Source organism: Novosphingobium humi (genome assembly GCF_028607105.1).
Lineage (GTDB): Bacteria > Pseudomonadota > Alphaproteobacteria > Sphingomonadales > Sphingomonadaceae > Novosphingobium > Novosphingobium humi.
Map to the genome: position 1 here is coordinate 2,599,954 of NZ_CP117417.1, position 20,674 is coordinate 2,620,627.

A 20,674-nucleotide genomic window follows, 5' to 3' on the forward strand; every position below is an offset into this window, starting at 1 on the left:
ATTCACCCTTTTTAGCGCCCCATGCTTTAACCAGAAGGCGCGTTCACCCCTCCTTTAGTCGCAGCGGCGATTTTGTCGAACCCCCTTCTCTTTCCTTTTTGCCGCAATCGCTCGTAAAGAGGGGCTGACATGGCCCCGACTCCCGACGAACTGATCGCCCCTTCCGCCCCCATCCTGCTCTTCGATTCAGGCGTCGGCGGATTGACCGTGCTGGACGCGCTGCGCCGCCATTTGCCCGATGCCCCGGTCATCTATGTCGCGGACAATGCCGGGCTGCCCTATGGCACCAAGACCGAGGCGCAGATCGCCGCGCGCGTGTCGGGCCTGCTGGGGCGGTTGACCGAGCGTCTGCGCCCGCGTCTGGTCTGCATCGCCTGCAACACGGCCAGCACGATCGCGCTGGCCAGCGTGCGCGAGGTGCTCGAAGTGCCGATCGTGGGCACGGTGCCCGCGATCAAGCCCGCCGCCGCGATGACGCAGACCGGCGTGATCGGATTGCTGGGCACGCAGGCGACGATCCGTCAGGCCTATGTGGATCGGCTGGAGCAGGAATTTGCCGCCGGCAAACGCCTTTTGCGCCATGGTGCGCCCGAACTGGTCGAGGCAGCCGAGGCCAAATTGCGGGGCCTGCCGGTCGATTCCCGGTTGATCGCCCGCGCGGTTGCGGGCCTGCGCGACCAACCCGGCGGGGATCAGATTGACACGGTGGTGCTGGCCTGTACCCATTTCCCGCTCTTGGCGCAGGAATTGGGCGCGGCATTTGGTCCGGGCGTGCGCTTTATCGACGGGGCCGACGGCATCGCACGGCGCATCGTTTTTCTGACGCAGGGTCAGGCGTTTAGCCGCGATGCCGAAGACCTTGCCCTGTTCACCGGCGGCGACGGCATCGCCGGGCTGGAGCCTGCGTTGAACCAGCGCGGATTGACGCGCATCGGCGTGTTCTGATCCCCTTAATGGTCGCCGTGCGACAAAGACAAATACTACTTTTGGACAGAATGCCCTATCTCACTGTTTGACTCTGGTCATTTTATGCATCCCCTCATATGTTCTAACGGGGGAGAGCCGTAAAGCCGGATCAACGGTGCCGTTCAGGATTAGAGCCAGTGAACTACGACCAGATTTTCGACGCAGCTATCGACCGCCTGCATTCCGAAGGGCGGTATCGCGTGTTTATCGACATCCTGCGTAACAAGGGCGCCTATCCCAACGCGCGCTGTTTTGCCGGGCACAACGGCCCCAAGCCGATCACGGTATGGTGCAGCAACGACTATCTGGCGATGGGGCAGCACCCCAAGGTGATCGCCGCGATGGAAGAAGCGCTCCATGACGTGGGTGCGGGCTCTGGCGGCACGCGCAACATCGGCGGCAACACCCATTACCATATCCAGTTGGAAGAAGAACTGGCCGACCTGCACGGCAAGCAGGGCGCGCTGCTCTTCACCTCTGGCTATGTGTCGAATGATGCCACGCTCTCCACGCTGGCCAAGATCCTGCCCGGATGTGTGATCTTTTCCGACGAATTGAACCATGCCAGCATGATCGCCGGCATCCGCAATTCGGGCGCGGAAAAGAAGGTGTTCCGTCACAATGACGTCGAGCATCTCGAAGAACTGCTCAAGGAAACCGATCCCAACGTGCCCAAGCTGGTGGCGTTTGAATCGGTCTATTCGATGGATGGCGATATCGCCCCGATCCACGAAATCTGCGATCTGGCGGAAAAGTACAACGCGCTGACCTATATCGACGAGGTCCATGCCGTGGGCATGTACGGCCCGCGCGGCGGCGGCATCACCGATCGCGACAATGCCGCCCACCGCATCGACATCATCGAGGGCACGCTGGGCAAGGCCTTCGGCGTGATGGGCGGCTATATCGCCGCCGACAAGCGCATCATTGATGTGATCCGCTCCTATGCGCCGGGCTTCATCTTCACCACCTCGCTCTCGCCGGTGCTGGTGGCGGGCGTGCTGGCCTCGGTACGCCACCTGAAATCGTCGAGCGTCGAGCGCGATGGCCAGCAGGCGGCGGCGGCGGGCCTCAAGGCCATGATGCGCGAGGCCGGGCTGCCGGTGATGAATTCGACCACGCATATCGTGCCGCTGATGGTGGGCGATCCGGTCAAGGCCAAGAAGATCAGCGACATTCTGCTGGCCGAATATGGCGTCTATGTGCAGCCCATCAACTTCCCCACCGTGCCGCGCGGGACCGAGCGTCTGCGCTTTACGCCCGGGCCGCAGCATACCGAGGCCATGATGCGCGATCTGACCTCTGCGCTGGTGGAAATCTGGGATCGGCTGGAGTTGAAGCTGGCGGCGTGATTGCGGGGGTTTTATGCCTCCGGCGGGCAAAGGGACTCGGTCCCTTTGCAATCCCTTTTTTGGGGTGGTGCCGGGTTGGCTAGGCCAGTTTATCGGGCGAAATTTGAAAGCCTGCGGCGCGGAGAGCTTGTGCTCAAAAGCGCCGCAGGCTTTAGTTTTTCAACGTTGTTTGCCGGGCGCCTCGGTCGAACCCATGGCACAACGCATACAGTAACGGGAGCGCGAGGGACCAGTCCCTCGCATAAAATCCCTTGGATTCTTCACCCATACCTTCCGGTCACATAATCGCGCATCGCCGCCGTGGCTGGCCGCACAAAGGCCTCGCCCGAAGGTCGGAATTCCACCATTTTGCCCATCAGCATAAAGCCGGTATAATCCGAAATCCGCGCCGCCTGCTGCAGGTTGTGGGTGACGATGACGATGGTAAAGCTCTGCTTCAGCTCGATCAGTGCCGTCTCCAGCTTGGCGGTGGACAAAGGATCGAGCGCCGAGGCCGGTTCGTCGAGCAACAGCACTTCCGGCTCCACCGCGATCCCGCGCGCCACGCAAAGGCGCTGCTGCTGCCCGCCCGACAGGCTCAGGCCCGACTTGTCCAGCTTGTCCTTGACCTCGTCCCACAGCGCCGCGCGGGTCAGCGAGGTTTCGACGATCTCATCCATCTGCGCACGCGAGACATTGCGGTGCAGCCGAACGCCAAAGGCGATGTTCTCATAGATCGACATCGGAAAGGGTGTCGGCCGCTGAAACACCATGCCGATGCGCGCGCGCAGCCGGGCATTGTCGCCGTTGATCGGCGCGCCCGAAGCAGGCGGCGCGTCCTCCACCGCCTCTCCCCCGCCCAGCAGGTTTTCGCCGTTGAACAGGATCTGCCCCTCGGCGCGCTGGCCGGGATAGAGGTCGTAGATCTTGTTGAGCGTGCGCAGCAGCGTCGATTTGCCGCAGCCCGACGGCCCGATCAGCGCCGTGATCTTGCCCCGCGCCACCGGCAGATCGACGCCGAACAGCGCCTGATGCTTGCCATAGAAGAAGTTCAGCCCGCGCACGTCGAGCACACGCTGCTCCATCGGCGGAGGCAGGATCACGCTGGCGACATCGCCTTGTTTGGCGTCAAAATTCACGAATGATGGCTCCCGCGCGCCAGAGCGCGTCCGATGATGTTGGCGGCAAGGACGGTGATCGCAATCAGCAGCGCCCCCACCCATGCCAGCGCCCGCCAGTCGTCAAAGGCCGACAGCGCGAATTGATAGATCGTGGTGGGCAAGGCGCCCATCGGCTGGGTCAGGGCAAAGGAGAGGTTCGGATTGCCCAGCGAAGTGAAAAGCAGCGGCGCTGTCTCGCCGGAAATGCGCGCAAAACCCAGCAAGGCACCCGTGACCAGACCCGGCCGCGAGGCGCGCCAGATGATCGCGCGGATGACATAGCTCTTGCCAGCCCCGATCGCCATGCCCGCCTCGCGCAACTGGTTCGATTGCAGGCGCAGGATGTCCTCGGTCGTGCGCGTCACCACGGGCGTGGCCACAAAGGCCAGCGCCACCGCCCCCGCCCCGGCCGAAAAGCCATGCAGCGGCCGCACCAGAATTTCATAGACAAACAGGCCAATCAGGATCGAGGGCGCCGAGAGCAGCACGTCGTTCAAAAACCGCACCACTTCGGCGATCCGCTTGCCTTCGCCATATTCGGCCAGCCATGTGCCCGCCAGAATGCCGATGACCACCGCGATCACCATGCCAATCGCGCACATTTCCAACGAGCCGAGAATGGCATTGCGCAGGCCGCCCGGCATTTCGGGCGGCGGCTGGTCCATGGTGAAAATATGCAGACCGATCCCGTCCAGCCCATTGGCCACCAGCGACCACAGGATCAGCAAAAGCGCAATCACCGCCACGGCCGTTGCCGCCATGGTCAGCCCGACAAAGCCGTAATTGACCAGCTTGCGCCGCGTATGGCGATCAAACATCCGGGGGGCAAACTTCATCACGCCTTCTCCCGCCCGATCAGCAGCCGCGCGCCCACCAGCGCGGCAAAGGTGATCACAAACAGCACCAGCCCCAGCGCCAGCAACGCCGAGACATGCAGATCGCTGCTCGCCTCGGCAAATTCATTGGCGATGGTCGAGGCGATAGTCGATCCGGACGCAAACAGGCTGCGCGGAAATTCATGGCTGTTGCCGATGATGAAGGTGACGGCCATCGTCTCGCCCAGCGCGCGCCCCAGCCCCAGCATCACCGCACCGATCGCGCTGCGCCGAATATAGGGCAGCATGATCCGGCTGACGACCTCATAGGGCGTGCAACCCATGCCATAGGCGGCCTCGCGCACATGGGTGGGCACGGAGAGCAGCAATTCGCGCAAGACCGTGGCGATATAGGGCAGCACCATGATCGCCAGGATCATCGCGGCGGTGAAAATATTGGCGCCATTGGGGATGCCTTCAAACAGATGGCCCCAAAAACTGTCGGGATCGACCACATAGAACAGCGGCAATTGCACATGCAGCGCAAACCACGGCGCCAGCACGAACAGGCCCCACATGCCGTAAACAATCGAGGGAATGCCCGCCAGCAATTCGACCGCCATGCTGACATATTTGGCCAGAACCGAGGGGCAGAATTCCACCAGAAACACCGCGATCCCCACCGCCAGCGGCAGCGCCATCACCATGGCCAGACCCGCCGTCACCAGCGTGCCGACAATGGGGCCTGCCGCGCCATAATCCTCGGCCACCGGGTCCCATGCGGCCGAGATGAAGAACCTCGGCCCGAAATGCGCCAACGCGGGCCAGCCCCCGATCACCAGCGCGACCAGCAGACCCGCCAGCGTGGCCATCAGCACCATGGCGGCGGAAAAACACAGCGCCTGAAAAAACGCATCCTGCCGCGCCGCGCGCGAGGGGCCTGCGCTCTCCACGCTCATTTGCCGCCCCCGATTGCGCGCCACTGCTGGCGCACCATGGCTTTCAGCGAGGCGGGCAGCGGCACATAGGAAAGGCGCGACGCCGTGGCGTCCCCGCGCGCAAAGGCCCAGTCAAAGAAGCGCAGCACCGCGCGGCCCTTTTCCGGGCGCTCCTGTTCGCGGTGCATCAGGATAAAGGTCGCGCCCGAGATCGGCCATGTCTCTGCCCCCGGCTGGTTGAGCAGCAGCACGTAATTGCCCGCCGCCCGGCCCCATGGCGCCGCAGAGGCGGCGGCAGCGAAACTGGCCGGTTCAGGCGCGGGATACTGGCCCGCTGCATTCTGGACACGGGCATAACTGACCTTGCCCTTGCGCGCGTAGATATATTCGACATAGCCCAGCGCGCCATAGGTCTGGCGCACAAAGGCGGCCACCCCGTCATTGCCCTTGCCCCCGATCCCGGCGGGCCATTTGACCGCATCGCTGGCCCCCACCGCGCGCGCCCAAACGGGCGAGGTCTGGGCCAGATAGGAGGTGAACAGGAAGGTCGTGCCCGAACCATCGGCGCGGTGAACCACCGTAATCGGGAAAGGCGGCAGCTTCAGCCCCGGATTGAGCGCGGCGATGCGCGGATCGTTCCAGCGCTTGATCCGGCCCAGAAAAATGTCGCCCAGCAAACCGCCCGAGAGGCGCAATTGCCCCGGCCCGATGCCGGGCAGATTGAACACGGGCACCACCCCGCCGATCGCGGCGGGAAATTGCACCAGCCCCGCCTTGTTCAACTCCTCGGGCTTCAGCGGCTTGTCGGTGGCGCCGAAATCGACGGTATGGGCGATGATCTGGCGCACCCCGCCGCCCGAGCCAATCGATTGATAATTCAACTGATCACCGCTGGCGACGGCATATTCGCGGGCCCATGCCTGATAAAGCGAGGCAGGAAAGCTGGCCCCCGCGCCGGTGAACGATTCGGCCCAAGCGGGCGAAACCATCGCCAGCCCAAGGCCGAACGCCAGCACGGTTTTGCGAAACATGGGCGATTCTCCACCAATGGGCACACTTCGCCCACATCGGGCGCTAGACATTCCATATGACAACTTTGTGACAATCACCAAGCCCCGGCACTTTCGCGCCTTTTTGCCCAAACCGGAGGGAAAGCCCCGCCACGGCCCACGTTTGGCCGCCCACGCCCCATACATTGTCATATAAATGTCATTTTCCTCACTCTCCCCCTTCGCCGACAGAGCTTTATCGCCTCACCGACGATTATCTATCTATCCCGATGCGCATGGCGGCCCTAAACTGGCCCGGTTGGATCGATGCGCCGACCGGGTCCCGGCGCAAACCGATAACGGCGGTCGGTTCACGGCGATCACCGCTGTCCTCGCGGCCCATATGGCTCATGCCACAAGGAATTCGTTCGATGGATTTGCTCAAGCCCTTTGCCCTGGCCCTGCTCGCATCGACGGCTCTGGCGCCGGGCGCGGCGGCGGCATCGGGGCAAGCGGCCAAGCCCGCCCCCAGCCTTCAGGCCCAATTGCATCAGGCGCAGGCCCAGATGGCGCGGATGCAGGCACAGATCGATGCGCTGGAAAAGAAACTGACCGCGCTGACCGCGACCAACGCGTCCGATGCCAAACTGGCCGAAGCCAAGCCCGCATCGGGCGCGCCCGCACCCGATGGCGCCGCGCCGGGCCAGGCCGCGCCTGAAACGCCCACGCTGGCCTCGGCGGTGGAAACCGCGCGCCATGCCGATGCCACCGCCACGCAGGCTCTGGCCAGCGCGGAAAAGGCGCAGGGCGCGATCGCCCTGACCCAGCGCGCCGTGGCCGCCACCAAATGGGCCGCCAACACCTCGGTTTCGGGCGAAATGTTCCTCAACCTGAGCAACATCACCCAGCACAACGGCGGCGCGAACTATCCGGCCAGCGGCGTGGGCGTCAATATCAAGCGCGCCTTCATCGGGGTGAACCATCGCTTTTCCGGCAAGGTTTCGGCCGCGATCCTGCTGGACGCCGACAATGTCACCGGCCAGCCCAGCACCGTCAACCCGCCCAATTCGTCGGCAAATCTGGTGGGCAAGGGCGTCTATGTGCGCAACGCCTATGCCGAGGTGAAATTGCATCCGGCGCTCACCATCCGGCTTGGCGCGGCGGAAATGCCGTGGATCTCCTATGCCGAGGGCGCGGAAAACCAGCGCCATGTCGAACGGTCGCTGCTCGAACGGGTCGGCTACGGCAATCCGGCCGACTGGGGCGTCCACCTGTCGGGCGACTTCCTGCGTCAGGGCACCACCAGCCTGTCCTATGGCCTGGCCGTGGTCAACGGCGGGGGGTATCGTCAGGCCCGCGTGACCAAATCGATGGACGTCGAGGCGCGCCTGTCGGGGACATGGAACGGGTTCTACGCCGCTGCCGGTGGCTATTACGGCAAGCGCGGCAATGACATCGAATCCCCTGCGAGCAACGCGCCATCGTCCTTCCGCACCGCCACGCGCATCGACTTCATGGGCGGATACAAGAGTTCGGTGATCGGCATCGGCGGCGAATATTTCTTTGCCCGCGACTGGAACAATGTGGCGATCAATCCCGCCCAATTCGCCCTGTCGCAGGATACGGCCAGCGGCTGGTCGGGATTTGCCCATTACAACCTGTCGCGCCAATGGCGGGCCTTTGTGCGCTATGATCAGGTCCACCCCAACCGGATGACGGTGCGCGATTTGCAGGACGATCTGTTTGTCGGCGGCTTGCAGTTCTCGCCGCTCAAATTTGTCGATCTGGCGCTGGTGTATAAGCGCGAAACGGTCAACGGCGGCTCTGTGGCCACCAGCAATGGCGTGATCGGTTGCAGCGCCTTGGGGCAGCCCACGCCCAATGCCTTTTCCACGGTTTCGGGCCCTGCGGCGCTGTGCAAGGGCAATGGCACCTATGACGAAGTGGGGCTGTTCACCGCGATCCGTTTCTGATGCGTCTGGAGGTCGTTCTGCTGGCGGCCGGGTGGTCGCGGCGGATGGAGGGCGTGGACAAGCGGCTGCTGCCATGGCGGGGCGCGCCGATGGTGCGCCATGCGGCGGCACTCTATCTGGGGCAGGGTCTGCCGGTTGTGGTGGTGGGCCGAGCGCAGGATGAGGCGCTGGCGCTGGCGCTTGACGGGATGGATCTGCGGCTTGTGGCCAATCCCGACCAAGACAGCGAACAGGGCACATCGGCGCGGGTGGGGCTGGCCCATTGCCTGCTGGACGGCGATGGCGTGATTTTTGCGTTGTCCGATCAGCCTTTGTTGCGCGGCGAGGATATTGCAGCCCTCATCGCCGATTTTGCGGCCCATCGCGATGCTGTCATCATCCCGCGCCATGATGGTGTGCGGGGCAATCCGGTGGTGATGCCGGCCGATATGGCCTGCGGGTTGAACAAGGCGCCTGCCCGTATCACCCCGCGCACATGGATCGACCGCCACCGCGCGCGCATTGTCTGGCACGAGGCGGAACATTCGCGCTTCACCAGCGATATGGATACGCCACAGGACGCGGATCGCCTGCGACAATACGAAAGTTGATTCATCATTCAGGATGACTAGGTTAGCCGTGCAAAAAGCGCGCGCGATGCCGCAACAGGATGACAAGAGGAGTGAGCCGGCAATGAAACTCGACAAGAAGGTTTGCATCGTCACTGGCGCGGCCAGCGGCATTGGTCTTGGCATCGCGCGGCGTTATGTGGCCGAAGGGGCGCTGGTGGCGCTGGCCGATCTCAATCTGGACGCGGCCGGTGCGGCGGCGGCCGAACTGAACGCCGCAGGGCCGGGTCAGGCCATCGGCATCGCCATGGATGTGACCAGCGAGGAGCAGGTCAATGCGGGCGTGGCGCAGGTCGTGGCCAAATGGGGCACGGTCGATGTGCTGGTGTCGAATGCGGGCATCCAGATCGTCAATCCGGTGGAGAATTTCGCCTATGCCGACTGGAAGAAGATGCTGGCCATCCATCTGGACGGCGCATTCCTGACCAGCAAGGCGGTCTTGCCGCATATGCAGGCGCAAGGTTCAGGCGCGATTTTGATGATGGGCTCGGTCCATTCCAAGACCGCCAGCCCGCTCAAATCGGCCTATGTCACCGCCAAGCACGGGCTGCTGGGTCTGGCCCGCACGATTGCGCGCGAGGGCGGCAAAAAGGGCATTCGCGCCAATGTGATCTGCCCCGGCTTTGTCAAAACGCCGCTGGTGGAAAAGCAGATCCCCGAACAGGCCAAGGAATTGGGCATCTCCGAGGAGGAGGTGGTCAAGAAGGTGATGCTGGGCGACACGGTGGATGGCGAATTCACCACCGTTGAGGACATTGCCGAGGTCGCGCTGTTCTTTGCCGCCTTCCCCACCAATGCGCTGACCGGGCAATCGCTGATCGCCAGCCACGGATGGTTCATGGAATAAAGCACGGCGCCGGGGCCGGGTTTTTCGCATACACCGGCCCCGGCCCGTTCAGGCGGTCAGGTGCGCGACCAGCGCCTTGACCTTTTTCTGGCGCCATTGCGGCAAGGGGGCGACCAGCCAATAAGCCTTGCGGGCAGGTTCCGGCTCGCCAAAGCCGGGGATACGGCCCAGATCGCGCCAGCCCTGCGCCAGCAGCAAAGGCACGCGGGCGCGGCCAAGCCCGGCTGCGGCCGCGGCAATCGCCTGCCCCGCATCGCCCACATGCAGGCCCGCCTCGACCCCCTCGCCCGCCGGATTGGGGTCGCTGGGCCATGCGATCCATTCGCCCTCGCCCACAACCGCCTGCTGCGCCTCGCCAATCACCACGCCTTCCAGATCGCCCGGCCCTTCGGACAGGCGCATGGCAAGGTCGAGATTGGCCTCGGTAAAATCGGTGGCATCGCCATCGACCAGCACCACGCGAATGTCGGGATTGGCCGCACGGAACGCGGCCAGACGCGGCGCCAGCCATGCCGCGAAAATGTCGCGCGGGGCGGCAATCGTGTAAACATGCGAGGATTGCCCCGCCTGCATCGCCTGTACTGCATCCTCAAATTGCAGGAAACCGGCACGCAAAGGCTCCAGCCCCGCCTGCGCCTCGTCGGTCAGTTCCAGCCCCTTGGTCGTGCGGCGAAACAGCACCACGCCCAGCAGATCCTCAAGCGCGCGGATCTGTTGCCCGACGGCCGCCGGGGTCACGGCCAGTTCGTCGGCGGCGCGGGTAAAGGACAGGTGACGCGCCGCCGCGTCAAACACGCGCAAGGCATTGAGAGGAAGATGGGTACGCTTCATGGCGCGGGTTGTTGCGCGCCGCCGCCCACTGCGTCAAGCCTTCATCCCGCCGTGGCGGGAGCGGCCAGCGGGAAATGCGGGATCGGCACCAGCACCGAATCGCCCTGCGATCCATCAGGGTGAATCTCGCGGAAAGTATAATAGCCCTCCATGCTGCCCTGAGGCGTGGCCAGCGGGCAACCCGAAACGTAATCATGGCTTTGGCCCGGAGACAGCACCGGGGTCTCGCCCACAACACCTTCGCCCTCGACCAGATTAACCGCGCCGCGACCATCGGTGATCCGCCAGTGGCGCGTAACCAGTTGCAGGGTGCGATCCGAGTCGTTCTCGATCCGTATATGATAGACCCAGAACCACTTGCCCGCCTCGATCCGCGATTGTTCGGGCAGGAAGTTGACAGCCACACGCACGGTCACGCCATGGGTGGTGGCGGCGTGCTGGAACAGTTCCTTGATGAAGGATCGGTCTGACATGGACACAGGTTAGCGCCGCTTTTGGCGCTTCGCAACGGGCCTTTAGGGGCAATTGGGGGTTATTGGACCAACGGTTTGCCGCAAAAAATGCAGACCGCTTATTGCTACTTACTCGCAATAGCGTTAAATAGACCTCCAAGCCGAAGGAGTGTCCCCATGAACGAACCGCATCTGGCCCGGATCCTGCCTCATACCGCGCCGCTCGACGGCCCGCCGCGCGCCCTGTTGGTGGCAATGCGCCGCATGGCGATCCACGGATTGCATGATGCCGGCGCGTCGCTGTTGATGTTTGAACATTTCGGGCTGCATTTCCGCAAGCCGCTGGTGCTGATGCGCGCGCTGTTGATGGAGGTTTCGCAGACCACGCGCAAACCGATCCAGATCGCGCCCTGCTGCGCGCCGCGCATGACGCCGGCGGAAAATGCGCTGCTGCGCGCGATGACCTGCGCCGATGACGATCCGGCGCAGGCAGGGCAGCATTTGCAGGATTTGACGCAGGCCCCCGCCATCGAGGGCCTGCTGGCCACCACCCGCGTGCTGGCCGGCGCCCTGCGCGATTCCGGGCGCGGGCTGACGATCGGGCCCTAGAGCCCGATCGCCTTCAATGCCCCGTCGAGATCTTCCTTGAGGTCTTCGAGATCCTCAAGCCCGACGCTGATCCGCACCATGCCCTCGGTCACGCCCATAGCGGCGCGCGTTTCGGGCGAGATCGAGGAATGGGTGGTGCTGGCCGGATGAGTCATCAGCGATTTGGTATCGCCGATGTTGTTCGAAATATCGATCAGTTGCAGCGCGTTAAGCAGCTTCATCGCCGCCTCGCGCCCGCCATCGACCTCGAAGGAAAAGATCGAACCGGCACCGTACATTTGCTTTTTGACCAGATAGTGCTGCGGGTGGCTTTCCAGCCCGGGGTGCAGCACGCGCGGCAAACGCGCCTCCAGCCAGCGGCCAAGGTCGAGCGCCGCATCGCTCTGCGCCTTTGCGCGCAGTTCGAGCGTTTCCAGACCTTTGAGCACCACCCATGCGTTAAAGGGCGAAAGCACATTGCCGGTATTGCGCGTATAGGGATGCAGGATTGTGTTGATGAAATTGGCGTCCCCCGCCACCGCGCCCGCCAGCGTCCGGCCCGAACCGTCCATCAGCTTGGTCGCGGCATAGGCCACCACATCGGCGCCATGATCCAGCGGGCGCTGCAAGGCGACGCTGGCAAAGGCATTATCGACCACCACCCGGATGCCGCGCGCATGGGCGATCTTGGAAACCTCGGCAATATCGACCAGATCCATGGTGGGGTTGGCCGGGGTTTCAAAGAAGAACAGCTTGGTGTTGTCCTTGATCGCATCCTGCCACTGGTTCAGGTCGCGCCCGTCAATGGCGGTCACCTCGATGCCGAAACGCGGCAACAGATTGTCCGTCACCCAGCGCGTCGGGCCAAAGGCGGCCTTGGCGATCACCATATGGTCGCCCGCCGACAATTGGCACAGCAACACGCTCGACATCGCGCCCATGCCGCTGGCCTGACAACGGCATGCCTCGGCCCCTTCCATCAGGGCGATGCGCTCCTCCAGCATCTGCACGCTGGGGTTGGCGGTGCGCGAATAGGTCATGCCCGGCAATTTGCCCGCAAAGCGGTCGGCCACGGTCTCGGCGCTGTCATAGGCAAAGCCCGAGGTCATATAGATGGCCTCGGAGGTTTCGCCCTGTTCGCTGCGCCATGTGCCGCCGCGCACGGCCTGCGTCGCGCTGCGCCAGTTGCGGGTGATCTTGCGATCCTGTCCAGTGTCCCTTTTCATGGGGGATGCTCTATAACCGGCACAGCGCAAGAGCAAGGGCATCCGGCGCAAGCGCTGTTGCGCAGAACTCCGGCCGGATCTAGCCTGTTCAAATGTTTGCCAAGCCACAGTCCGACCCGTGGGCATTCCAGATCCTTGTCACGCTGCTGTTTGCCGGGCTGGTGGCGCTGCGCCTGACCATCCCGTCGCATCTCTATTTCGACGAGGTCCATTATGTGCCCGCCGCGCGCGCGATGATCGCGGGCAATCCGGCCAATCCGGAACACCCGCTGTTTGCCAAGGCGATGATCGCCGCCTCGATCCGCCTGTTTGGCGATAATCCGCTGGGCTGGCGGATGCCCTCGGCGCTGATGGGGGTAATCGGGCTGTGGGCCTTTGGCCGCGCCATGTGGCGGGCCAGCGGGCGGGCCATGGCCTCGGTGGCGGCCATGGTGCTGCTGGCCACGGATTTTGCCTGGTATGTGCAAAGCCGGATTGCCATGCTCGACATGGTGATGGCGGGGCTGGCGATGGTGGCGCTCTGGCTGATCGCGGGGGCCATGGCCCGCCCTGAAGGCTCACGTTGGCGAATGGCGGCGGCGGGGGTTGTGCTGGGCCTGTCGCTGGGCGCCAAATGGAGCGTGCTGCCGGTCTGGGCGGTGGTCGTGGCGCTGGTGCTGGGCGCGCGGCTATGGGCCTTGGCCAGCGGGGCGCGGCCGATCCTGCCCGCGCTCTCGATGGTCGAGTTGAGCCTGTGTCTGATCGCCCTGCCGCTGGGGGCCTATTGGCTGACCTATTGGCCCGGATTTTTCGTCGCGCGCGATGCGGTTCCCCCGCTCGATCCGGTCGGATGGCACCGCCACATGATCGATCTGCAAAGCAGCGTGACCAAGCACCACCCCTATCAGAGCGTGTGGAGCCAGTGGATCATCAACTGGCGCGCGATCTGGTATCTCTATGAAGTCACCGACGGGGCGCAGCGCGGGGTGATGCTGATCGGCAATCCCTTCACAATGCTTGCGGGGCTGATCGCGCTGGTCTGGGCGGTTTGGGCCGGGTTGGTCCGCCGCGCATGGCTGCCGCTGGCGCTGGTGGCGCTCTATGGCGCCTCACTGGGCCTGTGGATCGTGGGCAACAAGCCGGTGCAGTTCTATTACCACTATCTGCTGCCCGGCACGTTTCTGATGGCGGCGCTGGGGCTGGCGGTGGATGAATTGTGGGCCGCGCGCGGGCGGCGCTGGAGGCATGAGGCTTTTGGCATCCTCTTGCTGTCAGTGGGCGCGTTCGCCTGGTTCTTTCCGATCCTCTCGGCCGCCGCCCTGCACAAGGGCGTGGCCAGTTTCGAGGACTGGATGTGGCTGGCCAGTTGGCGCTGAGTTTGAAAATGCGCCGAAAGAGACGCATTTCATGCGGCACCGGCCCTCTCCCCCGGCCCTGCCACCCAAGAGTTTACTCGATTGAGTGACAGGACCGGGAAAGAGTGCCTCTGATCAATTCCCGTATTTGCCCCAGACGAACTTGCTCGACAGCGCAAAGTTCCACACCGAGGCCAACACGATGCCGACCAGCACCGCCACCACGTCATGGATATGCATCCGCTTGAGCGCGGCGGTCGCGCCGATGTTGGTCAGCAGGCCCAGCGAGCAGGTCAGCGCGAATTGCGCCCAGCCCTTGCACAGCGGCCAGACCCCGCGCAAACGCTTGTCGGCATAGGTCAGTTCGTTGTTCAACACGAAGTTGAACGTCATGGCCACCAGCGCGGCGATGGTGTTGGCGATGTTGAAGGTGGTCTCGTCGCTCGACCAATGGCCATAGACGAAGCGCTGGCCCAGAAACACGCTGAGCACCAGCCAGAGCATGGCGAATTGCACCAACACACCCAGCGCCCCCACCGTACCGAACAGCGCGAAACGCGTGGGAATGATGCGGCCCAGCCACTTGTCGTAAAGACCGATCAGGAATTCAAACACAACCGTCCGATCCAGCTTGCTTTCGCCATCCGCGCGGGCGGCAAAATCGAGGGGAAATTCCTTGACCCGCATCGGCGCGTCAACCGTGGCAAGAATATCGAGCAGAATCTTGAAACCCACGCCCGAAAGGCGATGCGCATCACAGCGCAGCGTGGCCGTGGGCAGCATGAAAAAGCCGCTCATCGGATCGGACAGATCCACGCCCGTCACCTTGCGCGCAATGGCATTGGCAAAGCCGCTGGCCTTGACGCGGTCGGGGCGGCCCCATGCCTCGGTGCTGGCGCCTTCGGCAAAGCGGCTGGCATAGGCCAGATCATATTCGCCCGATTCAATGGCCGCCAACATGCCGGGCAACAGCTTGGGATCATGCTGATGGTCGGCGTCCATCACCGCCACGATCGGGGCGGCGGTGGCGCACATGCCCTCGATAGCGGCGCTGGCCAGACCGCGGCGGCCGATGCGTTGGATGCAGCGGATGCGGGGGTCTTCCAGCGCGATGGCGCGCGCCTCATCGGCAGTGCCGTCGCGGCTGTTGTCGTCAACGAAGATCGCCTCCCACGCGATGCCTTTCAACGCGGCGTCAAGCCGCGCCACCAGCGGGCGCAGGTTGCCCCTCTCGTTCAGCGTGGGCATTACGATGGCAAGTTGCAGAGTCTGAACCATAATTCCTGATGCTAAAAAAGCCGAAAGATGGAGGTGAGCCCCACTCTGACCCCATTTTGCCGCCTATGACCGGGTTCATCGCCCCCCGGAAAACGCGCATCTCTTGCGCCCCAACCTTGTTCAAATCATGGCAGGGGCGCAAAAGCGCGGATTACAGGCGTTCCAGCACCGCATCGCCGATTGCGCTGGTCGATGCATCGCCGCCCAGATCGCCACCGCGAATGCCATCGGCCAGCGTCTTGGCGACAGCCGCCTCGATCCGCGCGGCCTGCGCCTCAAGACCCAGCGAATGGCGCAGCAGCATGGCGGCCGACAGGATCGTGGCCATCGGGTTGGCCTTGTTTTGGCCCGCGATGTCGGGGGCGCTGCCGTGGATGGGTTCATAAAGACCCACGGTGCCATATTCGGTCTGGCGCGTGCCCAGCGAGGCCGAGGCCAGAAGGCCGATCGAGCCGACGCACATGCTGGCCTGATCCGACAGGATATCGCCGAACAGGTTGCCGGTGACGATCACGTCGAACTGACCCGGCGATTTCACCAACTGCATCGCGGCATTGTCGACATACATGTGCGACAGTTCAACATCGGGATATTCGGCCGAAACCTCGATCACCACATCGCGCCAGAGCTGGCTGGTCTCGAGCACATTGGCCTTGTCCACGCTGCACAGCTTGCCCTTGCGGCCCTGCGCGGCCTTGAAACCGGCGTGGGCGATGCGGCGCACTTCGTCCTCGGCATAGGACATCATGTCCCAGCCCTGACGACGGCCGTCTTCCAGCGTGCGCATACCCTTTTCACCGAAATAGACATCGCCGTTCAGCTCGCGCACGATCAGCAGGTCGATCTGGCTGGCCACCTCCGGGCGCAGCGCCGAAAAACCTTCGAGGCCGGGGAAGAGCGTGGCCGGACGCAGGTTTGCGAACAGCGAGAGTTCCTTGCGCAGGCCCAGAATGGCCTGTTCCGGGCGCAAAGCGCGCTCCAGATGGTCGCAGGAAAAATCGCCCACCGCGCCAAACAGGATACCGTCAACGCCGCGCGCGATTTCCTTGGTCGCCTCGGGCAGAGGATGGCCATGCTTGTAATAAGCCGCGCCGCCCACATCGCCTTCGACCATTTCAAGCCCGGCAATCGCCAGCTTGTCCAGCACGCGGACGGCCTGTGCCGTCACTTCGGGGCCGATGCCGTCACCGGCGAAAACCGCAATCTTCATGGCTCTACCTCTTTCAAGCTGCCATGCGCCCCAGACGTTGGCGCAATATTTCGCGCGCTCCCATAACATCGCCGCGCCGATCGGCAAGCAGATAGCGCGAAAGGGCAAGGCCCAGCGCGTCGAAACGGGCCAGAACCGCCTCCCACGCCCCGCCATCGGGCATCCGCTGCCCATCCGCCCCGGCGCCAAACCTTTCGCCATAGCCCATCTCGCGCAGCAAGAGCGCCTCATAGGCCAGCAGGGCCGGCGCCCAGCCCCGCGCCGATGGCGCATGGCACACCGCATCGAGCAAGGCGCCCAGCGCATCATAGAGCGCAGGATAGGCCTGCCGCTCGGGCAAGGAAGCGGCGACAAGCGCCGTGACCCAGCCGATTGCGGCAGCGGGCAAAGGTTCAACCAGAAAAGGCGCGCGGCTGATGGCCAATTCAACCTTGGCCGCAGGCATCTGGCTGGGAATGCGGGCCCGCATGTCCACCGCCAGCCCATTGCCGGGGATCAGCACCGGGCGCAATTCACGCCCCCGCCCCCCCGCGACATAGGCCGCCACCATCCCATGATCGGCGGTCATCAGGCGCGCGATCACCCCCACCTCGCCATGCGGGCGGGCCGAACACAGAATGGCATGGGCGCGAATATGCATAGGCTCCGCGCTAGAGCAAAATGGCGCGGCAGGCAAAAAGCACCGCCGTTCATCTGCGCGCAAGCTTTGCACGGGCAGGTCAGCTATGGGGAGGGCTTCGCATTGGTCCGGGATGAAATATGCGCAACAGATTGACAGTTTTGACAGCCTTGCTGCTGGCCGCGCCCTTGGCGATGGCCAGCCCTGCCATGGCCCAGATGGGCGGCATGGGGGGAATGGGCGGCATGGGCGGCGGCGGCATGGGTGGCATGGGAGGCGGCATGGGCGGCATGGGTGGTCGTCATGGCGGCGGCGACATGGGCGGCCCGCCCGATGGCGGATCTCCACGCGGCGGCGCACCACGGGACATGAAGCCCATCCCGTTGAAACGATACGAGGCGGCGGTGGAATCCATGTTCCGCGCGGCCGACGCCAACAAGGACGGCATGGTCACGCTGGCCGAGTTTGAAAGCGTGATCACCGCGCGGCGCAATGCGCTGATCCACAAGCGCTTTGTCGATGTCGACGCCAACCATGACGGGCGCATCGACGAGGGTGAGTTCATCGCCTGGGAAAGCCGCAAGAGCAGCGCGGAAATGGCCGAGGACGGCGGCGAGTTTGCCGAAATCGTGCCCGACGCGATCTTCCCCGATCTGGGCGAAGGCGAGCGCGACATGGCGCTGCGTCTGGCGGTAGAACCGCTGGGGCCGGTGGCCATTGCCAAGGCCAATGTCGATTATGACGCCGGGATCAGCCTTGCCGAATTGCAGGCCTATGAACGCGCCCGGTTTGACAAGGCCGACACCAACAAGGACCTGTTTTTGAACCGCGAAGAGATCAATGCGATGCGCGGCGGACGGGGCATGATGCCCCCCATGGGCGGCGGACGGCGCGGTGGTGGCGGCCAAGGCGGCGGCGCTATGGGCGATGGCCCGCCGCCGGGCATGCCCCCGATGGGCGACGGCGACAATTGAGCATCACGGCGCCGGGAGCATCACACTCCCGGCGCTGTTCTTTTGAAAGGCAGCGCCCGCCGCTCCACCAGTGAACGCCACAGCCATTCAAGCGGCCCCTGCCGATACCGGGCCAGCCAAGGCTTGCTCCAGCCCAGCATGGCGATCCACACGGCCACCACGACCAGCATCTGCGCCGCATCGCCTATCCGCCCGAACAGGCCCGCGCGATAGAACAGCACCGAGAGCGCCACGCTGGTCAGGATATAATTGGAAAAGGCCATCCGCCCCGCCGCCACCAGCCGCTCTCCCAAACCGCCTCGCAGCAGACAGGGCGCGGCCAGCAGCACCAGCGCATAATAGGCCAGCGCCAGCAACAGATGCTGCGGCGCGGCCCAATTGGCCATCAGCTCGCCCATCGCCACCGGGGGGAAATGGCGCGCCCATGCCCACCACGCCATGCCCAGCGCCATCGGCAGGCCCAGCCCCAACCCCAGCGCGGCCACGCCCCACAGCACCCGCCGCGAGGCCAGCCCTTGGGCAAAACCGATGCGATAGAGCACCATGCCGATCAGCATCAGCGGCAAAGTCTCGCCAAAGCTGGCAAAAATCATGACAAAGGGCCAGCCCGGCGCATGGACCAACTTGTCATGCGCCATGGCCATAAAGCCCAGATGCGCCTGCGCCACATCGCCGCGCATCATCGCCATGCTGTCGGCCAAGGCCTCGTTGAGTTTGCCCAGCTCGCCCGCACTCGCGATACCCAGCCGCATATGCTCCTCGGCCAGCACCAGCGGCAGGCCGCCCAACGCGCCCATCACCGCCCAGAGCAGATAACCGGCCAGCGCCCCGATCAGCAGCGCCCGGTTGGAAAACACGCAAAGCCCCAGCGCAACAAAGCCGCAGGCCGCATAGAGGAACAGAATATCCCCCCACCACAGCAGCACGTAATGAAGATAGCCAAACAGCGCCAGCCAGCCCAGCCGCCGCGCCTGAAGCGCGAGGCCATTGCGCCCCGCCGCCTCGGCCCGCTCGATAAAGAGCAGCATCGAGGCGCCGAACAGCATGGTGAAAAGCGCCCGCATCTTGCCTTCAAACAGGACAAGGATCGCGGCAAACACCGCCTCATCCAGCGGCGCGGCGGGGGCATAGGCAAAGCCGCCCCGCTGCCCGATCAGATGGGGCGCGACCAGATGGGCGGGCGTCAAGGTGGCCAGACGCGGCCCGGCAAAGCCCGCCACATTGACCGCCACAATCCCCAGCACCGCAAATCCGCGCACCAGATCGAGCGAAATGATCCGCTCGCGCCCCTCCATCGTCAAAATCGTCTGTCCCCGAACGCCGTCAATCCTTGACCGCCATACAGGACAGACCCGCCCCCGTCAGCTTGCGACAGGCGCTTTGCGCGCTTTCTTCGCTATACCCCGTGGCCAGCAGGCGCGTGACCTTGCCCACGGGCACATTGGCACGGGGATGCCCGGCGATTTCGGGCATGGATTTCACCCGCGACCACAGCGCATCGGCGTTGCCCGCCACGCCAAAGGCCCCCAACTGCAATTTCCACGGCCCGCCCACGGCCGCATGGGGCGCAGGCTTGGGCGCGGGTTTCAGCACGGGTTTCGGCGCAGGCACAGGCGTTGCCACCGCCACGGGGGCCGGGCGCGGGGCCGGTTCGCGCATCATGACCGGCGCGGGCGCCGATTCGCGCCGAGCCTCGGCAACCCGCATGGCGCCCGCCATCCCGGTCGGCACCGCCCGCACCGGCGCGGGCACCACGGGCGGATTGGGCGTGCCCAGATCAACCGCGGCCAACTGGCGCTGGCGATTCGCCTCGACCTGCGCGGCCAGTTCCGTGGCCAGCGAGATTCCGCGCTGGCGGTCCTCGATGGCGATATATTTGTCCATTTCGCTCAATGCGGCCTTGGCCTGCGGCAGGCCCGGCGCGCCCGAAGTGGGCTGCGCGGCAAGGCTTTCAAGCGCATAGGCGCGCACCCAGTCCTTATTCACCCCATCGGCGTTGAAATAGGCCAGCCCCAGCAGATATTGCGAGCGCGGATCGCCGCGGTCCGATGCGGCGCGGATATAGGGCATCGCTGCGGCATGCTGGCCGCGCTGAAACAGCAGCAGACCGTAATTGTCGCCTGCCTGGAGATGGCCCTGCGCGGCCGCCTTGGCATAGAGCATTTCGGCGCGGGTCAGATCCTGCGGCACGCCGCGTCCCAATTTGTAGGCCTGGGCCATGTTGAACTGGGCATCGGGGTCGCCCTTGTCGGCCAGCGGTTGCCATTCGCGCACGGCGGCGGGAAAATCGCCCCGCCCCCAGGCATCGGCCCCGGCCTTCACATCGGCCAGCGCAGGCGCCGATGCCGCCCCGCCCAGCAAGATCGCTACGGCCAAACCCTTGTGCATCAAAGACAAACCCATCGTCCGATCCCCTTGCGGCGCGCGGCGCGCCGCCAATACCTGTCCCGCAATCCGTTGGCCAAGGCGGCCAAGCCCCGAAAGCCCCGCCATGCCTTGGTCATCTCCGTGTTTACTACGCGGGTTACTACCGTC

At 64.4% G+C, this 20,674-nt stretch carries 20 protein-coding genes; 8 read left to right on the forward strand and 12 right to left on the reverse strand.

Annotated elements, in window-relative coordinates; translation table 11 throughout:
- The first annotated feature begins 129 nt into the window (after positions 1–129).
- Positions 130–945 (forward strand): glutamate racemase, encoded by an 816-nt coding sequence (gene murI, locus PQ457_RS12225; protein ID WP_273617101.1) that lies wholly within the window; start codon positions 130–132, stop codon positions 943–945.
- Positions 946–1,103: 158 nt separating this feature from the next.
- Positions 1,104–2,318 (forward strand): 5-aminolevulinate synthase, encoded by a 1,215-nt coding sequence (gene hemA, locus PQ457_RS12230; RefSeq protein WP_273617102.1) that lies wholly within the window; start codon positions 1,104–1,106, stop codon positions 2,316–2,318.
- Between the two features lie 260 nt (positions 2,319–2,578).
- On the opposite strand, the gene pstB is transcribed toward hemA, so the two are convergent.
- From pstB to pstS, 4 genes are read right to left on the reverse strand one after another with little or no spacing between them, the layout of a single operon-like run.
- Positions 2,579–3,382: a phosphate ABC transporter ATP-binding protein PstB gene (pstB, locus tag PQ457_RS12235; protein ID WP_168604109.1), complete on the reverse strand. Its 804-nt coding sequence runs from the start codon at positions 3,380–3,382 to the stop codon at positions 2,579–2,581.
- A 50-nt stretch (positions 3,383–3,432) separates the two neighbouring features.
- Entirely contained in the window at positions 3,433–4,293 is an 861-nt protein-coding gene (gene pstA, locus PQ457_RS12240) for a phosphate ABC transporter permease PstA (protein ID WP_273617103.1), read from the reverse strand.
- Positions 4,293–5,231, reverse strand: a complete 939-nt coding sequence (pstC, locus tag PQ457_RS12245; protein ID WP_273617104.1) for a phosphate ABC transporter permease subunit PstC — start codon at positions 5,229–5,231, stop codon at positions 4,293–4,295. Before pstC ends, pstA begins: the two co-directional genes overlap by 1 nt.
- The gene (gene pstS / locus PQ457_RS12250; RefSeq protein ID WP_273617105.1) at positions 5,228–6,241 is read right to left on the reverse strand and encodes a phosphate ABC transporter substrate-binding protein PstS; all 1,014 of its coding nucleotides are present in this window, start codon (positions 6,239–6,241) and stop codon (positions 5,228–5,230) included. The genes pstC and pstS overlap by 4 nt, the downstream gene beginning before the upstream one ends.
- Before the next feature lie 389 nt (positions 6,242–6,630).
- On the opposite strand from pstS, the gene PQ457_RS12255 reads away from it, so the two are divergent.
- The 3 genes from PQ457_RS12255 (at position 6,631) to PQ457_RS12265 (ending at position 9,627) form a co-directional block, all read left to right on the forward strand.
- The gene (locus PQ457_RS12255) at positions 6,631–8,172 is read left to right on the forward strand and encodes a hypothetical protein (protein WP_273617106.1); all 1,542 of its coding nucleotides are present in this window, start codon (positions 6,631–6,633) and stop codon (positions 8,170–8,172) included.
- Positions 8,172–8,762 (forward strand): nucleotidyltransferase family protein, encoded by a 591-nt coding sequence (locus PQ457_RS12260; RefSeq protein ID WP_273617107.1) that lies wholly within the window; start codon positions 8,172–8,174, stop codon positions 8,760–8,762. Before PQ457_RS12255 ends, PQ457_RS12260 begins: the two co-directional genes overlap by 1 nt.
- Before the next feature lie 82 nt (positions 8,763–8,844).
- Entirely contained in the window at positions 8,845–9,627 is a 783-nt protein-coding gene (locus PQ457_RS12265) for a 3-hydroxybutyrate dehydrogenase (protein WP_273617108.1), read from the forward strand.
- 48 nt (positions 9,628–9,675) lie between these two features.
- Here the strand turns inward: PQ457_RS12265 and PQ457_RS12270 are convergent, their stop codons facing one another.
- Both PQ457_RS12270 and apaG read right to left on the reverse strand, forming a co-directional pair.
- Positions 9,676–10,458, reverse strand: coding sequence for a LysR family transcriptional regulator (locus PQ457_RS12270; RefSeq protein ID WP_273617109.1), 783 nt, complete (start codon positions 10,456–10,458; stop codon positions 9,676–9,678).
- A 41-nt stretch (positions 10,459–10,499) separates the two neighbouring features.
- Positions 10,500–10,913 (reverse strand): Co2+/Mg2+ efflux protein ApaG, encoded by a 414-nt coding sequence (apaG, locus tag PQ457_RS12275; RefSeq protein WP_168604110.1) that lies wholly within the window; start codon positions 10,911–10,913, stop codon positions 10,500–10,502.
- 174 nt (positions 10,914–11,087) lie between these two features.
- Here apaG and PQ457_RS12280 point away from each other — a divergent pair, with 174 nt between their 5' ends.
- A complete protein-coding gene (locus PQ457_RS12280; RefSeq protein ID WP_273617110.1) occupies positions 11,088–11,519 on the forward strand; it encodes a DUF6628 family protein in 432 nt (143 codons plus the stop codon).
- On the opposite strand, the gene PQ457_RS12285 is transcribed toward PQ457_RS12280, so the two are convergent.
- Positions 11,516–12,724, reverse strand: a complete 1,209-nt coding sequence (locus PQ457_RS12285; protein ID WP_273617111.1) for a trans-sulfuration enzyme family protein — start codon at positions 12,722–12,724, stop codon at positions 11,516–11,518. The two genes, PQ457_RS12280 and PQ457_RS12285, sit on opposite strands and share 4 nt — an antisense overlap.
- A gap of 92 nt (positions 12,725–12,816) precedes the next feature.
- Between PQ457_RS12285 and PQ457_RS12290 the strand changes: the two genes are divergently transcribed.
- Positions 12,817–14,079 (forward strand): phospholipid carrier-dependent glycosyltransferase, encoded by a 1,263-nt coding sequence (locus PQ457_RS12290; protein ID WP_273617112.1) that lies wholly within the window; start codon positions 12,817–12,819, stop codon positions 14,077–14,079.
- Between the two features lie 114 nt (positions 14,080–14,193).
- Here the strand turns inward: PQ457_RS12290 and PQ457_RS12295 are convergent, their stop codons facing one another.
- The 3 genes from PQ457_RS12295 to recO all read right to left on the reverse strand — a co-directional run bounded on the left by PQ457_RS12295 (position 14,194) and on the right by recO (position 17,186).
- Positions 14,194–15,336, reverse strand: coding sequence for a glycosyltransferase (locus PQ457_RS12295; RefSeq protein ID WP_273617113.1), 1,143 nt, complete (start codon positions 15,334–15,336; stop codon positions 14,194–14,196).
- A 151-nt stretch (positions 15,337–15,487) separates the two neighbouring features.
- On the reverse strand, positions 15,488–16,546 hold the full coding sequence (gene leuB, locus PQ457_RS12300) for a 3-isopropylmalate dehydrogenase (protein ID WP_183622183.1): 1,059 nt from the start codon (positions 16,544–16,546) through the stop codon (positions 15,488–15,490).
- Between the two features lie 13 nt (positions 16,547–16,559).
- Positions 16,560–17,186, reverse strand: coding sequence for a DNA repair protein RecO (gene recO / locus PQ457_RS12305; RefSeq protein ID WP_273617114.1), 627 nt, complete (start codon positions 17,184–17,186; stop codon positions 16,560–16,562).
- A gap of 131 nt (positions 17,187–17,317) precedes the next feature.
- Between recO and PQ457_RS12310 the strand changes: the two genes are divergently transcribed.
- A complete protein-coding gene (locus tag PQ457_RS12310; protein ID WP_273617115.1) occupies positions 17,318–18,139 on the forward strand; it encodes a calcium-binding protein in 822 nt (273 codons plus the stop codon).
- A gap of 20 nt (positions 18,140–18,159) precedes the next feature.
- On the opposite strand, the gene PQ457_RS12315 is transcribed toward PQ457_RS12310, so the two are convergent.
- Positions 18,160–19,434 carry a DUF418 domain-containing protein gene (locus tag PQ457_RS12315; RefSeq protein ID WP_273619317.1) on the reverse strand — a complete coding sequence of 425 codons (1,275 nt, stop codon included), beginning with the start codon at positions 19,432–19,434 and terminating at the stop codon, positions 18,160–18,162.
- Between the two features lie 28 nt (positions 19,435–19,462).
- Complete coding sequence (locus PQ457_RS12320; protein WP_273617116.1) at positions 19,463–20,542, reverse strand: SPOR domain-containing protein; 1,080 nt, start codon at positions 20,540–20,542, stop codon at positions 19,463–19,465.
- Between the last annotated feature and the right edge of the window lie 132 nt (positions 20,543–20,674).

Bases quoted from the DNA above. Each gene is read 5' to 3' on its own strand.
- murI (WP_273617101.1), top strand. From the start codon at position 130: ATGGCCCCGACTCCCGACGAACTGATCGCCCCTTCCGCCCCCATCCTG.
- pstB (WP_168604109.1), bottom strand. From the start codon at position 3,382: ATGGAGCAGCGTGTGCTCGACGTGCGCGGGCTGAACTTCTTCTATGGC.
- pstA (WP_273617103.1), bottom strand. From the start codon at position 4,293: ATGAAGTTTGCCCCCCGGATGTTTGATCGCCATACGCGGCGCAAGCTG.
- pstC (WP_273617104.1), bottom strand. From the start codon at position 5,231: ATGAGCGTGGAGAGCGCAGGCCCCTCGCGCGCGGCGCGGCAGGATGCG.
- pstS (WP_273617105.1), bottom strand. From the start codon at position 6,241: ATGTTTCGCAAAACCGTGCTGGCGTTCGGCCTTGGGCTGGCGATGGTT.
- PQ457_RS12255 (WP_273617106.1), top strand. From the start codon at position 6,631: ATGGATTTGCTCAAGCCCTTTGCCCTGGCCCTGCTCGCATCGACGGCT.
- PQ457_RS12260 (WP_273617107.1), top strand. From the start codon at position 8,172: ATGCGTCTGGAGGTCGTTCTGCTGGCGGCCGGGTGGTCGCGGCGGATG.
- PQ457_RS12265 (WP_273617108.1), top strand. From the start codon at position 8,845: ATGAAACTCGACAAGAAGGTTTGCATCGTCACTGGCGCGGCCAGCGGC.
- PQ457_RS12270 (WP_273617109.1), bottom strand. From the start codon at position 10,458: ATGAAGCGTACCCATCTTCCTCTCAATGCCTTGCGCGTGTTTGACGCG.
- PQ457_RS12280 (WP_273617110.1), top strand. From the start codon at position 11,088: ATGAACGAACCGCATCTGGCCCGGATCCTGCCTCATACCGCGCCGCTC.
- PQ457_RS12285 (WP_273617111.1), bottom strand. From the start codon at position 12,724: ATGAAAAGGGACACTGGACAGGATCGCAAGATCACCCGCAACTGGCGC.
- PQ457_RS12290 (WP_273617112.1), top strand. From the start codon at position 12,817: ATGTTTGCCAAGCCACAGTCCGACCCGTGGGCATTCCAGATCCTTGTC.
- PQ457_RS12295 (WP_273617113.1), bottom strand. From the start codon at position 15,336: ATGGTTCAGACTCTGCAACTTGCCATCGTAATGCCCACGCTGAACGAG.
- leuB (WP_183622183.1), bottom strand. From the start codon at position 16,546: ATGAAGATTGCGGTTTTCGCCGGTGACGGCATCGGCCCCGAAGTGACG.
- recO (WP_273617114.1), bottom strand. From the start codon at position 17,186: ATGCATATTCGCGCCCATGCCATTCTGTGTTCGGCCCGCCCGCATGGC.
- PQ457_RS12315 (WP_273619317.1), bottom strand. From the start codon at position 19,434: ATGGAGGGGCGCGAGCGGATCATTTCGCTCGATCTGGTGCGCGGATTT.
- PQ457_RS12320 (WP_273617116.1), bottom strand. From the start codon at position 20,542: ATGGGTTTGTCTTTGATGCACAAGGGTTTGGCCGTAGCGATCTTGCTG.